This is a genomic window from Pseudomonas sp. FSL R10-1339 (genome assembly GCF_009600545.1).
Classification (GTDB): Bacteria; Pseudomonadota; Gammaproteobacteria; order Pseudomonadales; family Pseudomonadaceae; genus Aquipseudomonas; species Aquipseudomonas bubulae.
Map to the genome: position 1 here is coordinate 1 of NZ_WIVQ01000021.1, position 15,496 is coordinate 15,496.

Sequence of the window (15,496 nt, forward strand, 5' to 3'; positions counted from 1 at the left end):
CGGGCTTATTCCAAAGAGTTTTTAAGCTCCCGGAACTAAATCTGCCAACACCACTCAGATTTATTGAATGGGTGGTGAAGCCCTTCAAAGCTCCTAATGTTGTGTTAAGTGTTGGCAGATACCTGAACCCCGCCCTAGCGGTTCAGTACTTGAACCCCGGACCTCCTTCCCCCCATGCGAAGTCCGGGGGTTTTTTTGCCTGCGATTTGTTACTCGTCAGCTTCAACCAGTTCTTCGCCTTTGTTCGGCAATTCCATCCAGCGTGCCAGCACGGTGTACGCCTCTTCCAGGCCCATGCGCTTTGGCGTGGAGAACAACTGGATGGTGACGGCATCGCCCCATTGCTTGCGAATGTCCGACTGGATTTTAAGCAGCGTATTTTTTGCAGCGCCGTACGTCAGTTTGTCGGCTTTGGTCAGCAAAATGTGCATAGGCATGCCGCTGGACACGGTCCAATCCAGCATCAAAAGGTCGAAATCGGTCATTGGATGACGGATATCCATCATCAAGATCACGCCCTTGAGGCTTTCACGGCTGCCGAAATATGCTTCAAGGTGGCGCTGCCAGTGCAATTTCAGCGGGATCGGCACCTTGGCATAACCGTAACCCGGCAAGTCGACCAGGCGACGTTCTTCGTCCAGTTGGAAGAAGTTCAGCAACTGAGTGCGGCCCGGAGTTTTCGACGTGCGCGCCAGGCTGGCGTGGGTCAAAGTGTTGAGTGCACTGGACTTGCCGGCGTTGGAGCGCCCGGCAAACGCGACTTCGTAGCCTTCGTCATCGGGGCATTGATCGACTTTGGCAGCGCTGAGCATGAAGGTGGCCTGTTGGCACAGACCGAGAATGGGGTTCTTGAGTTGCATGGGATTTCCGATGTGAGCGGCGTCAGGAATGGACGCGGCGAGCGTGTCGTTTCCGTTTCAGTGACGCCAGTATATAATGCCGCAGATTTTGTGTGCGCTTTGTCCCAGCGTAGGATGAAGAACACGGGAGCAAAAAACCCAGGTTGCGCATTAGAACGCAGCAGGCTCCCAACCCTGAAAAGGTCGTTTTATGACTGCTGGTGACGGTGTCTTGATGCCACGTTACAGCATTCAGGCTACACAGGATCCGGAAGCCGTGTACAACCGCGTTTGTATTGTCTGCCATGCTGGTCAGCTAATAGGCCAAGGTAAGAGCAAGGTATGTAGGCGCTGGTACGACATGTGACCCAGGGTTTCAAGGCGATGCCGCCGCGTGGTTTGTGCATGGACTGCAGTGTCGAGGATTACCGAACTGTCCTACAGTGGATAAGCGAGTGAGCCCGGCCCATAACTCTTTAACCCTTAGCCGTAGTTGGATTAGCTGATGAACAAATTACTCGTGAGTCTGCTGTTGACCTTGGGCGTCAGCGGTATTGCCCAGGCTGCTAGCACCGCTGTGGTAGGTGATGCTGCTGCAGGTCAGGCAAAAACCGCTGTATGTGGCGCTTGTCACGGTCCGGACGGCAATAGCATGGCCCCAAACTTCCCCAAGCTGGCCGGGCAAGGTGATCGCTACCTGCTCAAGCAGTTGCATGAAATCAAGGACGGCAAGCGTCAGGTGCTGGAAATGACCGGCCTGCTGGCGAACCTGAACGATCAGGACCTTGCCGACATCGCTGCCTACTACTCAAGCCAGAAAGGTTCGGTTGGCGCTGCTGACCCGGCCCTGGTAGCCCAGGGTGAAGCCCTGTTCCGTGGTGGCAACCTTGAGAAAGGCATGCCAGCGTGCATCGGCTGCCACTCACCAGACGGCCAGGGCCTTGCCGCTGCCGGTTTCCCGCACCTGGGCGGCCAGCACGCCAGCTATATCGAGAAACAGCTGACAGACTTCCGTGAAGGCGACCGCACCAACGATGGTGACTCGATGATCATGCGCGGCATCGCGGCCAAAATGAGCAACAAGGACATCAAGGCGCTGGCCAGCTATATTCAAGGCCTGCACTAAGGTCTGTACGGTCGGCGGGGCCAGGTCTTGATACCAGAGGTCACGTTAACGATCGTTTAATCCTTGAATGTGAACCTCAAAGGGCAGCTTCGGCTGCCCTTTTGCATCGCGTCTACAGTTACACTATCGAACTCAAGCCAGCATGGACCTGTCTGAATACAGGTCACGTTGATATGACCTTATCTGTCCAGGAGTAAAGCATGCGTAATCTGATTCTCAGCGCCGCTCTCGTCAGTGCCAGCCTGTTTGGCATGACCGCTCAAGCTGCCGAGCCGCTTGAAGCGGGCAAACAATATGTAGAGCTGAGCAGCGCCGTTCCGGTTGCCGTGCCTGGCAAGATCGAAGTGGTCGAGCTGTTCTGGTATGGCTGCCCGCATTGCTTTGCATTCGAGCCAACCATCAATCCCTGGGCAGAAAAACTGCCCGCCGACGTGAGCTTCGTGCGTATCCCTGCCATGTTTGGCGGGATCTGGAATGTTCATGGCCAATTGTTCATCACCCTTGAAGCCATGGGCGTTGAAAACAAGGTTCACAAAGCCGTGTTCCAGGCCATCCACGACGGCAAGAAGCTGGCAACCCCAGAAGAAATGGCTGATTTCCTGGCCGGTGAAGGCATCGATAAAGACAAGTTCCTGAGCACTTACAACTCGTTCGCCGTCAAAGGCAAAGTTGAAGACGCCAAGAAGAAGGCACAGGCCTATCAAATCTCCGGCGTACCGACCATGGTCGTCAACGGCAAGTACCGCTTCGACCTGGGCACTGCCGGTGGCCCTGAAGGCGCTTTGAGCGTGGCTGACCAGCTGATCGCCAAAGAGCGCGCAGCGGGCGCAAAAAACTAAGCGGCGCCCTCGCCCATGCTCCGCTGGAAAGGCGAGCGAAGTGTTGGTCTGCATGAGCCGCAGATCAACGAAGATCATCTGGCGTCCTGCGGGATGCCGGATGATCGACGTTTACGACTGCTCAGTTTCAATATCCAGGTGGGTAACAGCACCCAGGGTTACCGGCATTACCTGACCCGCAGTTGGCAGCATGTGCTCCCCCATAAGGGGCGGGCCGGTAACCTGGAGCGTATTGGTGACCTGCTCGGCGACTTCGACCTGGTCGCCCTGCAAGAGGCCGACGGTGGTAGCCATCGTTCTGGCTACATCAATCAGGTCAAGTATCTTGCCCAGCAGGGCGAATTTCCCTACTGGTATCAACAACTCAATCGCAATCTCGGGCGTCTGGCCCAGCACAGTAATGGTGTGCTCAGCCGGTTGCGCCCTGCCGCGATTGAAGATCATCCCTTGCCCGGCCCTGCGGGGCGTGGTGCGATTCTGGTGCGCTTTGGTGAAGGCCCCGACGCTTTGGTGGTCGTGGTCATGCACCTGGCGCTGGGAACCAAAACCCGCACCCGGCAGCTGGCCTATATTCGCGAGTTGATTGGCGACTATCAGCACCAGGTGTTGATGGGCGACATGAACACCCATGCCAACGACCTGCTGCACACCTCGCCACTGCGGGACCTCGGGCTGCTGGCGCCGCAAATGGAGGCCACCTTCCCCAGTTGGCGCCCGCAACGTTGCCTGGATCATATTTTGCTCAGCCCAAGCCTGACCCTTGAGCGCGTCCAGGTACTGGATCAGCCTATCTCGGACCATCTGCCGGTAGCCGTCGATATCCGTCTGCCAGGCTCTGTCGGCGTCGACTCCCAGATCGCGCTGCGCCCGCCTGACAACGGGGCGAAGGCATGAGGGACGAGGCCGCGCGCTGGAAAGAGAAATACCTTAAAAGCGTGGAGCTGCAAGACAAGCTTGAGCGCCGCTGGAATGCCCGCCTCGACTTGCTGCGCCGTGGCCTGGTGCGTAGCACCCTGGCCGCTGAGGGCACGGACCGCACGGTCGACCAATGCATGAAAGAAATGCGCGAAGCGGTGCGCACCAATGAGATGGACGCCGCCCTTGCCGCCTTGCTCCCGCGCCTTGAAAAAGCCGTGCTCGACTCCGAGCAGCGACGTGAAACCCGGGTTGAGCAAGTCAGCGCAGCGCTCAATACGCTGGTCACCCAACTGCAGGCCCTGCCACTGCCCCGTGAGGTCAGCAAGCCGCTCAAGGCCTATGCCAAACAGCTCGAAAACCGGGTGACGCACGCCCGAGAAATACCGCTGCTGCTTGGTGAGCTGAGTCACTTGCAAGGGCAGGCACTGGCGCCGCAACTCAATGACGCCCAGCCGCCCAAGCCGGGCTTGTTACAGCGATTATTTGGTGCACAAGACGCTGAAAAGGCACTTGGCGAAGCGATTGTGGTTCCGATTCCGGTTGAGACTCAGGCGCCGCGACCGGCTGCGCCGAACAGTGTGGTCCCAGCGCATGTTGCCGAACCGCCGGCAGTACCCACGCCTCAGCCTGAACCGGTAATTGTTGAAGCACAGCCCTCGCCGCCCGTTGCTACGGCTGACGATGACGCCCAGGCGCTTGCCGAGCCGTCCCCTTCGGTACCTCAAGAGGCTCAAGAGCATGCATCCAGCGGTGCACTTGAGTCAGTGGTCGCGATGGTTGAGGCCGAAAATGATCAAGCCCGGGATTTCGTTGAGCAGTCGCCGCTCGACGAACAGACTGAGCTGGCCGAAGTCGATGCTGTCTATGCCTTGCCTGATGCCCCCGAGCCAACCTACAGCAGCGTGGCCGAGCACATTGAGTCCACACTGCTCGGGTTGTTGAGCGGCCTGTCGCTGCCTGAACACCACAGGCCACAGGCCGAGGCCATGTGCCGGCGTCTGGAAAAAGGGCTCAACTGGTACGAATTACTGCCGATCCTCGACGATCTTGCGGTTTTGATGCTGGCCATTACTGACAGCGGCCAGCATGAGTTCGAGGCTTACCTCAAACAGCTCAATGAACGCCTGGAGTCATTTCAGAACAACCTGCAGGCGGCCAGCGAGGGTCATGCCGAGGGTCGATCCGCCGCCGACGACTTGCACAGCCAGCTGCGCGAACATGTGGACGGTTTGCAAAACAGCGTGCAGGACGCCGTTGACCTTAACAGCCTCAAGCACCTGCTGGAGAATCGTCTTGAAGGACTGCTGGGCACGATGGACCAGCACCAGCAGCAGCGTATCGCCCGTGAACAGGAGGTCTCGGCCCACCTCCAGGGGCTGGCCGAGCGTATCGCGAGCATGGAACAGCAGGCCCAGGGCTATCGCGAGCATCTTGAAGAACAGCGCCAAAAAGCACTGATAGACCCCCTGACCGATCTGCCTAACCGGGCGGCATGGGGCGAACGCCTGCAATATGAAGTCGATCAGTGGCAAAAAAACGGTAATCCTCTACTGATTGCCATGCTCGACCTCGATCATTTCAAGCGTATCAATGATGGTTATGGCCACCTGGCGGGCGACAAGGTGCTCAAGATCATTGCCACCCAATTGCGCAAGCATCTGCGGCCGATCGACTTTATTGCCCGCTTTGGTGGCGAAGAGTTTGTGCTACTGATGCCCGATACGCCGTTGAGCGCAGGTTTGCATCTGATCGAGAAGCTGCGGGCAGCAATCCAGGCCTGTCCGTTCCACTTCAAGGGCGAACCCGTGACCATCACCACGTCTATCGGTGTATCCGCGTTCAGGCCGGGTGATCGCAGTGACCATGTGCTTAAACGGGCTGATGAAGCACTGTATCGGGCCAAACGGCGTGGACGTAACTGCGTGGAGCCTCAAGCAGCGACTATTGAAACTTGATATTTATTTGTCGCTTTATGTAGTTACTTTCTAGACAGCAAGTAGTCCCTGTCGGTATTTAAAATTAATTAACGGATTCCCTCGCGGCTTTCTTGACGGGTTGTGAGTGGGCGACTTATATAAAATAACAGACCGGTTTGGTTACCCGACAAGTAACGACGGCACTGTAGACATCTCATTATCAAACCCCCATCGACAATGCCGCCGGGCACTGCAGGCTCTAGCCCGCCGGTATAAAGCCAGTACGGTGTACGGCCGTAAAAGGTAGTGTATGAAAATATTGATTTACTTGTTACCTGTGTTCTTTTTGATCACGGGCTCTGTTTCGGTAAGTGCAGCCACTAAAACCCCGATCTATTCGGCCTCTATTAACAAGGATGGAACACTGGCCGCACAATCGCCGCACTGGATTGAAAGTATTGAATACTCCAGCCAACCCGATTATGCAGCCAGTTATAAAGTTAATCTGATGCCCGATGCCTTTCAAAAGGAGCCAAAATTTTGTGTGGCATCGACTTACGACAATTCAAGCTATGAACATACCCTTTATGGCATCGCCAAATTGTCGAGCAAACCGACCCGATCCGAAGTGAATGTTATAGGCTTGATGCTGGGTGCCAACGGGCCATCCGGGGATTCATCGATGAGTTTTTACCTGGTGTGCGGCAAATAAATCACCTTACGAAGGCTGCGACCCTGTTGGTGTTTACAAGGTCGCAGCCCTTGTCTTCATCCGGTACAGCTGCACGACACGGGCGGTAAGGTATGCTTGCCTATTAATTGCTCAGTCGTGTTGTTCTCGCCCATGAAATTCTCCGCCCTGATCTTGTCCCTTGCCCTGCTGGCCGGTTGCAGCAACGGTCTGCGCATGGACACCAGTCATCCTTCGATCAACCACGACAGCCGCGTGCAGTTTGTGGTGCTTCACTACACCTCAACCTCGCTGGAGCGCTCCCTGGAGCTGTTAACCCGCGGTCCGGTCAGCAGCCATTACCTGGTCGGGGATACTCCGCCGACCATTTACAAACTGGTGGATGAAAACCAGCGCGCCTGGCACGCCGGTGAAAGCCAATGGAAGGGCCGCACCTGGCTGAACTCCAGCTCCATCGGCATTGAAATCGTCAACAAGGGTTTTCGCGATACGCCCGAAGGTCGAGTCTGGTACCCCTATACAGAGGGTCAGGTCCAGTCGGTTATCGCACTGCTCAAAGATATTTCAACCCGCTATCAGATCGACCCGCGCAACATTATTGGCCATAGCGATATCGCGCCCTTGCGCAAGCTGGATCCAGGCCCGCTGTTTCCCTGGAAGCGCCTGGCCGACGCAGGCTTTGGCATCTGGCCGAACGCCCGGGCCGTAGCCCGGGAGCAAGCACTGTACGCCAGCAACTTGCCAAGCATCACCTGGTTCCAGCAGCAACTGGCGCTTCTGGGCTACGAAACCCCGCAAACTGGAGAGCTGGATGTCGCCACTCGCCACGTTATGGCCGCCTTCCAGATGCATTTCAGGCCTTCGCGATACGATGGCACTCCGGATGCTGAAAGTGCGGCCATTTTGAAAGTGCTGAACACGCAAAAGCACTGATGAGCTAGAGCAATGGCAGGGCCATGTAAAATTGTGTGCCTTGCCCTGGACGCGAATACACCCCAATGCGCCCGCCATGCAGTTGCACAATCTCTTTGCACAGTGCCAGCCCAAGGCCGGCGCCACCCTTTTTGCGCCCCACTTGCACAAAGGGCTCAAAAATCCGCCCTTGTTGGCTATAGGCAATGCCTTCGCCATTGTCTTCGATGCTGATAATCACCCGTTCCCCATGGCGCCTGGCCTGCAGGCAGATCTGCCCGCCACTGGCGGTGTGGCGCAAGGCGTTGTCCAGCAGGTTGTCCAGCACCCGCTCCAACTGGGCCTGATCGGCCCGCAACTCAGGTAGCGGTTGTTGCAGCTGCACCAGCAGCTCGACATTTTTTACCCGCGCACGGTCGGCGAAACGGACACGGGCGTCCTCGAGCATGTGTTCGACACTGCAGGGGGCCAGCGTCAGCTTCTGCATGCCGTTTTGATAGCGGGAGAAGTTCAGCAGGTCATTGATCAACTGCATCAGGCGCTGCATTTCTTCGTTGACGGTGTTGAGCAGGTCGGTTTCCCGTGACTGGGGATCAAAGCGTGATCGCTCCAGAAACAACCCGAACGCCATATGCATGCCGGTGACGGGGGTGCGCAACTCATGGGAGGCCCGCAACACGAACTCGCTGCGTACCCGCTCAAAGGCACGCTGCTCGGTGACGTCGTGCAGCACCATGACGGCGCCGAGGATAGGCCCCTTGGGCTGGCTCACCGGGGTCAAGCTGTAGGTCAGGAGTCGGGTTTCGCCTTCAATGTCGACGCTCAAGTCTTCCGGCAAGCGCTCAAGACTGCCTCCGCGCAGTACTGTTTGCAGTTGCTGGTCGAGTTCCGGACGTTGCAAGGCCTCACCCAGCGACTGCCCCAATCGCCCTTCATCCCAACCCAGCTGGCGCTGTGCGACGGGGTTCAAGTGCTCCAGCCGGCCTTGCTGATCGATCATCAACAACCCGTCATCGATACTGTCGAGTACCGCTTGCAGCCGCTGCTGGCCCGCCAGCAGCTCATCGATGTTGGTTGCCTGATGCTGGCGCAATGCCTCGGCCATAATCCCAAAGCGCCGCGTCAGCAGGTTCATCTCTGTGGCCGAGGAGAGCGGCAACACCACTTCGAAATTACCTTTGCCAATGTTATCCGCGGCCTTGGCCAGCGCCTCGATCGGGGCACCAAAACGCCTGGCAATACCGTGGGCGGTGATAAAGCCGATGATCAGCACGGCAATGCCGACCAGGCCGAGCAAGGCGGCGACGACCAAGGCGCGATCCCGGGCTGCGGCCTGGGCGGCATATATGGTGTCGAGCGCACGACGGTGTTCGGTAATCAGACCGTTGCGCAGTTGATTGAAGCGGCTGGTCAGATCCTTGTCATTGCTCAGGTTCAGTTGCGCGTCGCTGGCCTTGTTGAAGGCCAGCAAAAAACTGCTGTAATCCTCCCGGGCCTGGGCAAAACCGCTATGCAGATTGTTTTTACGCTCATGCTCGATGCCCTCGTCGAGCAGCTTCAAATACTCCCGGGCTGATGACTTCAGCGCTTCGGGATCTGGCTGGTTATGCAGCATCATCACCAACTGATCGCCCAGCGACTGACGCAGTTTCAGACCCAGATCGAGGGTAATGAAGTTGTTACGAATCAGCGCTTCCTGGGTTTTCGCCATTTGCATCACGCTGACGACGCCAAGCAACAGGCCAAGCAGCGCCACCGTGATTAACGCGGAAATGCTCAGGAACAGGCGGGTGCGCAGCTTGATCGCAAGTTTCATCGCGGGCTCACAGGTTGTACTGCTTACGTTTGCGGTACAGCGTCGAGGCATCGATACCCAGGGTTTTTGCTGCCTGATCCAGGGTTTCACTGGTGGCCAGGACGGCGCCGATATGGGCTTTCTCCAGTTGATCGAGGCTCAGAGCAGCGCCAATGCGCGGGGCGTTGGGTACCGTTTGTTCGGCCATGCCCAGATGGCTGACTTCAACCACTTCCTGCGGGCAAATAATACTCGCGCGCTCAACCACATTGCGCAACTCGCGGATATTGCCCGGCCAACGGTAATTGGCCAGGGCCCGGCGGGCTTCCTCACTGAAGCCGCGGGCAGGGCGAGCATATTCCTTGACGAAACGGGCCAGGAAACGGTCGGCCAGGGTCAGGATATCCTCACTGCGCTCGCGCAGCGGCGGCAAATGCAGGGTGATCACGTTGAGACGGTAGAGCAGGTCTTCACGGAAGCGGCCATCGCGCACCATGTCCTCAAGGTGGAGGTTGGTGGCGGCCAGAATCCGTACATCGGCGCGGCGGGTAACGGGGTCGCCGACGCGCTCGTATTCTTTGTCCTGAATAAAGCGCAGCAGTTTTGGCTGTAGGGCCAGCGGGAAATCGCCGATTTCATCGAGGAACAAGGTACCGCCATCGGCCTGATTCACCCGGCCCAGGGTGCTTTCGCTGGCACCGGTAAAGGCTCCACGGGTATGGCCAAACAGTTCGCTTTCCATCAGCTCGGCCGTCAGTGACGGACAATTGATCGTGACACAGGACTTTTTCGCCCGTTTGCTCCAGCCGTGGATTGCGCGTGCCAGTTCCCCCTTACCGGTACCCGACTCGCCCAGAATAAGAATATTGGCATCCGTACCGGCCACCTGGCGGGCGGTTTCGAGCACCGCCATCATGGCCGGGCTATGGGAGTCGAGGCCTTCTTTGGGCTTGCGTACTTCACCCTCCAGGGCTTCAAGCCGGGCCGCCAACTGGCGCACTTCCAGTTGCTTGGCCGTGGCCAGCCTTAGCTGGTCGGGGCTGCACGGCTTGACCAGATAATCGGCGGCACCTGCCTGGATCGCATCAACGGCTGTATCGACGGCCGAGTGGGCAGTGACTATCACAACACGCATCCACGGCGCCTGGATACGCATTTGAGCCAGCACATCCAGACCGTTGTCTTCGCCCAGGCGCAGATCGAGAAAACACAGATCAAACACCTGTCGTTGCAGCAGTGCGTCGGCCTGCGCTGCGCTGTTAGCGGTGGCGACAGTGTAGCCCTCGTCTTCGAGGCAATAGCGGAATGTACGCAGGATGGCGGACTCATCGTCGACCAGCAGAATGCGGCCCTGTTGCTCTTTGGCTGAATCCATTTCCTACGTTCCTTTATATGTGGTCTTGGTTAGTGTCGGAATAATCGGGCAAGTTGCATGATTTTTCTGATTGATTCCGAGGCTAGCACCGAAGGCTCTGGCCTGCATAAGGTAACTGGCTGATTTTGCGGCTTTTTGCGTTGAGTCGCAGGTCGAAATTAATCCCTCTCGCAGCAGCTGACTCGCGGAGCAAGGCTGCGTCCGACGGCAAAGCCGTCGTAAACCCTGAAAACCGGATTTTACTGGCACACCGTGGTGTCTGATTTGCGACGGCTGTGCCGCCGCACGCAGCCTCGCTCCGCGAGTCAGCTGCTACGCGACGTGTGGTATCCCCTGATCGTGCAGAACGCCCGACCCGCAGGCCGGGCATCGTGCAGGTTGCGCGTCAAATCCATCCGAACAAATAGATAACATATTGATTTATAACGGTTTTTTATTGTGCCAAAAGCTGGCACGGCCCCTGCAATTACCCTTGTACAGAGCGTCGCACAGAGCGGCTCAACCTCACATTGACCACCGGGTGGCAGGAGTTTGAACATGAATATTCACGAATTCTCCAACTTGCGTGTTTCGTCATTGCATCTGCAACAAGGTCTGTTCGCCAGCCTTGCGTTGTCGGTGACCCTGATCGGTGGTCAGCAGTTGGGCCGGTTGGAGCAAGCACCGCAGCCGGTTGCCGCTGCACAGCACTACATCGCTCCCCAGCAGCACTTCAAGGCATTTGGCCCAGTGTCTGATACCACTGGCCGTTACGAACTCGCAGCCTCGGACGAAACCCAAATCGCCCGCTCGCAACCAGCACCTGAACGTTGGGTGTTTTAAGTGTTCACAACCTTGAGGCCCTGATCGGGCGTCGAGACACACCCTCATCACCCTGTTTCGCACAGTAATAAGGAGAATCACCATGTTGAGTTGGGCCATTACCTTCCTGATTATCGCCATCATCGCTGCTGTCCTGGGCTTCGGTGGTATTGCGGGCACCGCTACCGGCATCGCCAAGATTCTCTTTGTCGTGTTCCTGGTGATGTTTGTGGTGTCCTTTATCTTTGGTCGCCGCGGTCGAGGCTAGAGATGACCGCCCCCTCCTTTAAGGCTACGGTCGCTGTCCTGGTAACGGGTGGCGGCCGAGGGGCATGAAACCGGTTACATGGATGCAGGCAGCCAAGGTTCTACCTTGGTTTTTTTGTGCCCGGAGAAAATCTTTCGGCGGCTGTAATGCCTTATCAGGGTTCATTTTTTTGAAAACAAATGTGGCCTGAACAGCACTTCGAAACGTCGACCGTATATCGACTTGTAGAAAAATAGCCCGGACTTATATCTGATTTGTGTTGTCGGATATTTCTTGGATATAAGCGGCTTAATGCCACCCCCTCCTTAGCCAAAAAGACCTTGAAACAGCCGGTCTACGGCACTTATGTCGTCTATTCTGTGGATTCTCAGGAGGGGCGATTTGAGGTCTTGTCGGACAAAACCCATGCCGATTCGGCATAGGGTAGGCGTTTACGGCATTAGACGGCCACCTCATGCATGGGAATAGTTGCGCCTTTTTTCGCCTGCCAAAGAGCCTTTCGGGCTCGGTTTGGGCGACCTTCTACGGGGGTGGCGGTTTCTGCTTTTTGCGCTTTCAAGCGCTCTATTCAGAGCCTCTGCCCGAGTCCACTTGAAGTAAGGGTAATGACATGAAGAAGGCAAAACTTAGCCTCGCCTGGCAGATCCTGATTGGTCTGGTCCTCGGGATTGCAATCGGCGCGCTGCTTAACCATTTCAGTGCTGAAAAGGCCTGGTGGATCAGTAACGTTCTGCAACCTGCCGGCGATATCTTTATCCGTCTGATCAAGATGATCGTAATCCCAATCGTGATTTCTTCACTGGTTGTCGGGATTGCAGGCGTGGGAGATGCGAAGAAACTCGGTCGTATCGGTTTTAAAACCATCATTTACTTCGAGGTGGTCACCACCATCGCGATCCTGGTCGGCCTGGTGCTGGCCAACGTGTTCCAACCCGGTGCCGGTATCGACATGAGCACCCTGGGCACGGTCGATATTTCCAAGTACGCAGCCACGGCAGCTGAAGTCACGCATGAACATGCGTTTATCGAGACCATCCTCAACCTGATTCCATCGAATATCTTCGCGGCCATGGCTCGCGGTGAGATGTTGCCGATCATCTTCTTCTCGGTGCTCTTCGGTCTCGGTTTGTCGAGCCTGAACGCCGAACTGCGCGACCCGCTGGTGAAAACCTTCCAGGGCGTGTCCGAGTCGATGTTCAAAGTCACTCACATGATCATGAACTACGCGCCAATCGGTGTGTTCGCCCTGATCGCCGTGACCGTCGCCAACTTCGGTTTCGCCTCGCTGGTGCCTCTGGCCAAGCTGGTGCTGCTGGTTTACGGCGCCATCCTGTTCTTCGCCGTTGCGGTGCTGGGCCTGATTGCCAAGCTGTTCGGCTTCTCGGTGTTCAAGCTGATCCGTATCTTCAAGGATGAACTGGTTCTGGCTTACTCCACCGCCAGCTCCGAAACCGTGCTGCCACGCGTGATCGAGAAGATGGAAGCCTACGGCTGCCCGAAAGCGATCTGCAGCTTTGTGGTACCGACCGGCTACTCGTTCAACCTTGACGGCTCGACCCTGTACCAGAGCATCGCGGCAATCTTTATCGCCCAGCTGTATGGCATCGACTTGTCGATCAGCCAGCAACTGCTGCTGGTACTGACCCTGATGGTGACCTCCAAAGGCATCGCCGGTGTACCAGGCGTATCCTTCGTGGTACTGCTGGCGACCCTGGGCAGCGTGGGTATCCCGCTGGAAGGCCTGGCCTTTATCGCCGGTGTTGACCGTGTGATGGACATGGCCCGTACGGCCCTGAACGTGATCGGTAACGCCCTGGCGGTACTGGTAATCTCCCGTTGGGAAGGCATGTACGACAACGCCAAGGGCGAGCGCTACTGGAACTCGCTGCCGCACTGGCGCAGCAAGGAAGCCCTGCCAAAAGGTGAGTAACCTCGCCTGGTAGTGCAACTCCCACAAACCCCGGCCCTGGCCGGGGTTTGTTGTTTCTGGGGGTAGGCCGCTATCATTCGCATCATCTTCCAGGAGTTTTCTTGATGCTCAACGGCCTATGGCTCAGCTTTTTCGTCGTCGCTACGGTGTCGGCGCTCGCCCAATGGCTGGTGGGGGGCAACGCGGGGATCTTCTCGGCGATCGTGGAAAGCATCTTCGCCATGGCCAAGTTGTCCGTCGAGGTGATGATCTTGCTCTTCGGCACCCTGACGTTATGGCTCGGCTTCCTGCGCATTGCCGAAAAAGCCGGCATCGTCGATTGGCTGGGCAGGGCCCTGGGGCCTCTGTTCAAGCGCCTGATGCCGGAAGTCCCGCCTGGGCATCCGGCGCTGGGCTTTATCACCCTGAACTTCGCCGCCAACGGCCTGGGGCTGGATAACGCGGCCACGCCCATCGGCCTCAAGGCCATGCGTGCCCTGCAAGAGCTCAACCCGAGCCCGACCAGTGCGAGTAATGCACAGATCCTGTTTCTGGTGCTCAACGCCTCGTCCCTGACCCTGCTGCCGGTCACTATCTTCATGTACCGTGCCCAGCAAGGGGCGCCGGACCCGACACTGGTATTCCTGCCGATCCTGCTGGCCACCAGCGCCTCGACCCTGGTCGGCTTGCTGTCGGTGGCCATTGTCCAGCGCCTGCGTCTGTGGGACCCGGTGGTGCTGGCGTACCTGGTGCCTGGCGCGCTGATCCTGGGCGGTTTCATGGCATTGCTGGCGACCCTGTCAGCCACGGCGCTGGCCAGCTTGTCGTCGATCCTGGGCAACCTTACGCTGTTCGGCCTGATCATGCTGTTTCTGGTGATCGGGGCGCTGCGCAAGGTCAAGGTCTACGAAGCGTTTGTGGAAGGGGCCAAGGAAGGCTTCGACGTCGCGAAAAACCTGTTGCCGTATCTGGTGGCGATGCTGTGCGCGGTGGGTGTGCTGCGTGCTTCCGGGGCACTGGATTTTGGCCTGGACGGTATTCGCCATGTGGTTGAGTGGCTGGGTTGGGATACGCGCTTTGTCGATGCGCTGCCAACGGCCATGGTCAAACCCTTTTCGGGCAGTGCGGCGCGGGCCTTGCTGATCGAGACCATGCAGACCCAGGGTGTGGACAGCTTCCCGGCGCTGGTGGCGGCCACGGTGCAGGGCAGCACGGAAACCACGTTCTATGTGCTGGCGGTGTACTTCGGCGCCGTGGGCATCCAGCGTGCCCGACATGCGGTGGGTTGCGCCCTGCTGGCCGAGTTTGCCGGCGTGGTGGCGGCGATTGCGGTGTGCTACTGGTTCTTCGGCTAACCCAGGCCACCTTGTGGGAGCGGGCTTGCTCGCGATGGCATCACCGCGGCCACGCAGGTAAACCGTGTTGCCTGCATCGCGAGCAAGCCCGCTCCCACAGGTTTACAGGGTTTTACGCCACACACTCACCAGCCACGGTTGCTGGTCACGGGGCAAGCCCGCCGGGCGGTAGTAGTGCTCCAGCTCGGCAAACCCTGCAGCCGTCAGCATCGTCCGCCAGTTCTGCAGATCGTGATAAGCCCCGTAACGCTCACCGTTCCAGCCTTCGCGGTTGTCGCCGCGCGGGTTGGAACTGAGCAGTACGCCGCCGGATTTCAGGGCTGCATGCAGCTTGCCCAGCACCTGACCCAGTTCCTGGGTCGGCACATGGAACAACGAAGCATTGGCGAAGATGCCGTCGAAGCGTTCAGCGGGCAAGTCGAGCTTGAGGAAGTCCTGGTGCCACACTTCACAGCCGCTGTCTTCGCGGGCCATTTGGGTGAAGCGTTCGGTGCCGTCCAGCCCGATTGCCACATGCCCGAGGCGGGTGAAAGCCTGCAGGTCGCGACCCGGCCCGCAGCCGAAATCCAGGACAGTGAAGGGCGCCGAACCTTGAATATGACGCAACAGGGCGTCGATGTTCTGGCTCACGTCATGGTCGCGGGTGCCTTCACGGAAGCCCTCGGCGCTCTGTTGATAGTGGCTCAGGGTCGTGGCGGCAATCTGTTCGAGAGTTTTTGCATCGAGGGTCATCGCAGGCTCGGTCGGCGGCA

At 57.9% G+C, this 15,496-nt stretch carries 14 protein-coding genes and 1 pseudogene; 11 read left to right on the forward strand and 4 right to left on the reverse strand.

Annotation, left to right across the window (positions count from 1 at the left end):
- Window positions 1-209: 209 nt before the first annotated feature.
- Complete coding sequence (gene yihA, locus GHO03_RS09065) at window positions 210-860, reverse strand: ribosome biogenesis GTP-binding protein YihA/YsxC (protein WP_094999674.1); 651 nt, start codon at window positions 858-860, stop codon at window positions 210-212.
- A 190-nt stretch (window positions 861-1,050) separates the two neighbouring features.
- Between yihA and GHO03_RS25525 the strand changes: the two are divergent.
- The 7 genes and pseudogenes from GHO03_RS25525 to GHO03_RS09100 all read left to right on the forward strand — a co-directional run bounded on the left by GHO03_RS25525 (window position 1,051) and on the right by GHO03_RS09100 (window position 7,262).
- Window positions 1,051-1,298: pseudogene (locus GHO03_RS25525) on the forward strand (cytochrome c5 family protein).
- 46 nt (window positions 1,299-1,344) lie between these two features.
- Window positions 1,345-1,965, forward strand: a complete 621-nt coding sequence (locus GHO03_RS09075) for a cytochrome c (protein ID WP_094999673.1) — start codon at window positions 1,345-1,347, stop codon at window positions 1,963-1,965.
- 200 nt (window positions 1,966-2,165) lie between these two features.
- Entirely contained in the window at window positions 2,166-2,804 is a 639-nt protein-coding gene (locus GHO03_RS09080; protein WP_016782754.1) for a thiol:disulfide interchange protein DsbA/DsbL, read from the forward strand.
- Between the two features lie 15 nt (window positions 2,805-2,819).
- Complete coding sequence (locus GHO03_RS09085; RefSeq protein ID WP_094999672.1) at window positions 2,820-3,698, forward strand: endonuclease/exonuclease/phosphatase family protein; 879 nt, start codon at window positions 2,820-2,822, stop codon at window positions 3,696-3,698.
- Entirely contained in the window at window positions 3,695-5,677 is a 1,983-nt protein-coding gene (locus tag GHO03_RS09090) for a diguanylate cyclase (protein WP_153399662.1), read from the forward strand. Before GHO03_RS09085 ends, GHO03_RS09090 begins: the two co-directional genes overlap by 4 nt.
- A 271-nt stretch (window positions 5,678-5,948) precedes the next feature.
- A complete protein-coding gene (locus tag GHO03_RS09095; RefSeq protein ID WP_094999670.1) occupies window positions 5,949-6,350 on the forward strand; it encodes a hypothetical protein in 402 nt (133 codons plus the stop codon).
- A gap of 132 nt (window positions 6,351-6,482) precedes the next feature.
- Window positions 6,483-7,262, forward strand: coding sequence for an N-acetylmuramoyl-L-alanine amidase (locus tag GHO03_RS09100; protein WP_095026808.1), 780 nt, complete (start codon window positions 6,483-6,485; stop codon window positions 7,260-7,262).
- A gap of 4 nt (window positions 7,263-7,266) precedes the next feature.
- Here the strand turns inward: GHO03_RS09100 and GHO03_RS09105 are convergent, their stop codons facing one another.
- On the reverse strand, window positions 7,267-9,057 hold the full coding sequence (locus GHO03_RS09105; RefSeq protein ID WP_094999668.1) for an ATP-binding protein: 1,791 nt from the start codon (window positions 9,055-9,057) through the stop codon (window positions 7,267-7,269).
- Between the two features lie 7 nt (window positions 9,058-9,064).
- Window positions 9,065-10,411, reverse strand: coding sequence for a sigma-54-dependent response regulator transcription factor AlgB (algB, locus tag GHO03_RS09110; RefSeq protein ID WP_094999667.1), 1,347 nt, complete (start codon window positions 10,409-10,411; stop codon window positions 9,065-9,067).
- Between the two features lie 537 nt (window positions 10,412-10,948).
- On the opposite strand from algB, the gene GHO03_RS09115 reads away from it, so the two are divergent.
- The 4 genes from GHO03_RS09115 (at window position 10,949) to GHO03_RS09130 (ending at window position 14,744) form a co-directional block, all read left to right on the forward strand.
- The gene (locus GHO03_RS09115; RefSeq protein ID WP_094999666.1) at window positions 10,949-11,233 is read left to right on the forward strand and encodes a hypothetical protein; all 285 of its coding nucleotides are present in this window, start codon (window positions 10,949-10,951) and stop codon (window positions 11,231-11,233) included.
- An 82-nt stretch (window positions 11,234-11,315) separates the two neighbouring features.
- Window positions 11,316-11,480 (forward strand): DUF1328 domain-containing protein, encoded by a 165-nt coding sequence (locus GHO03_RS09120; protein ID WP_019828122.1) that lies wholly within the window; start codon window positions 11,316-11,318, stop codon window positions 11,478-11,480.
- 610 nt (window positions 11,481-12,090) lie between these two features.
- Window positions 12,091-13,410 (forward strand): glutamate/aspartate:proton symporter GltP, encoded by a 1,320-nt coding sequence (gene gltP, locus GHO03_RS09125; protein ID WP_094999665.1) that lies wholly within the window; start codon window positions 12,091-12,093, stop codon window positions 13,408-13,410.
- Between the two features lie 104 nt (window positions 13,411-13,514).
- Complete coding sequence (locus tag GHO03_RS09130; RefSeq protein ID WP_094999664.1) at window positions 13,515-14,744, forward strand: nucleoside recognition domain-containing protein; 1,230 nt, start codon at window positions 13,515-13,517, stop codon at window positions 14,742-14,744.
- 102 nt (window positions 14,745-14,846) lie between these two features.
- On the opposite strand, the gene GHO03_RS09135 is transcribed toward GHO03_RS09130, so the two are convergent.
- Window positions 14,847-15,476, reverse strand: a complete 630-nt coding sequence (locus tag GHO03_RS09135) for a bifunctional 2-polyprenyl-6-hydroxyphenol methylase/3-demethylubiquinol 3-O-methyltransferase UbiG (protein WP_095017892.1) — start codon at window positions 15,474-15,476, stop codon at window positions 14,847-14,849.
- Window positions 15,477-15,496 lie beyond the last annotated feature (20 nt).

What these genes read in the sequence shown, in the direction of transcription:
- yihA (WP_094999674.1), bottom strand. Translation starts at nt 860, where the DNA reads ATGCAACTCAAGAACCCCATTCTCGGTCTGTGCCAACAGGCCACCTTC.
- GHO03_RS09075 (WP_094999673.1), top strand. Translation starts at nt 1,345, where the DNA reads ATGAACAAATTACTCGTGAGTCTGCTGTTGACCTTGGGCGTCAGCGGT.
- GHO03_RS09080 (WP_016782754.1), top strand. Translation starts at nt 2,166, where the DNA reads ATGCGTAATCTGATTCTCAGCGCCGCTCTCGTCAGTGCCAGCCTGTTT.
- GHO03_RS09085 (WP_094999672.1), top strand. Translation starts at nt 2,820, where the DNA reads ATGCTCCGCTGGAAAGGCGAGCGAAGTGTTGGTCTGCATGAGCCGCAG.
- GHO03_RS09090 (WP_153399662.1), top strand. Translation starts at nt 3,695, where the DNA reads ATGAGGGACGAGGCCGCGCGCTGGAAAGAGAAATACCTTAAAAGCGTG.
- GHO03_RS09095 (WP_094999670.1), top strand. Translation starts at nt 5,949, where the DNA reads ATGAAAATATTGATTTACTTGTTACCTGTGTTCTTTTTGATCACGGGC.
- GHO03_RS09100 (WP_095026808.1), top strand. Translation starts at nt 6,483, where the DNA reads ATGAAATTCTCCGCCCTGATCTTGTCCCTTGCCCTGCTGGCCGGTTGC.
- GHO03_RS09105 (WP_094999668.1), bottom strand. Translation starts at nt 9,057, where the DNA reads ATGAAACTTGCGATCAAGCTGCGCACCCGCCTGTTCCTGAGCATTTCC.
- algB (WP_094999667.1), bottom strand. Translation starts at nt 10,411, where the DNA reads ATGGATTCAGCCAAAGAGCAACAGGGCCGCATTCTGCTGGTCGACGAT.
- GHO03_RS09115 (WP_094999666.1), top strand. Translation starts at nt 10,949, where the DNA reads ATGAATATTCACGAATTCTCCAACTTGCGTGTTTCGTCATTGCATCTG.
- GHO03_RS09120 (WP_019828122.1), top strand. Translation starts at nt 11,316, where the DNA reads ATGTTGAGTTGGGCCATTACCTTCCTGATTATCGCCATCATCGCTGCT.
- gltP (WP_094999665.1), top strand. Translation starts at nt 12,091, where the DNA reads ATGAAGAAGGCAAAACTTAGCCTCGCCTGGCAGATCCTGATTGGTCTG.
- GHO03_RS09130 (WP_094999664.1), top strand. Translation starts at nt 13,515, where the DNA reads ATGCTCAACGGCCTATGGCTCAGCTTTTTCGTCGTCGCTACGGTGTCG.
- GHO03_RS09135 (WP_095017892.1), bottom strand. Translation starts at nt 15,476, where the DNA reads ATGACCCTCGATGCAAAAACTCTCGAACAGATTGCCGCCACGACCCTG.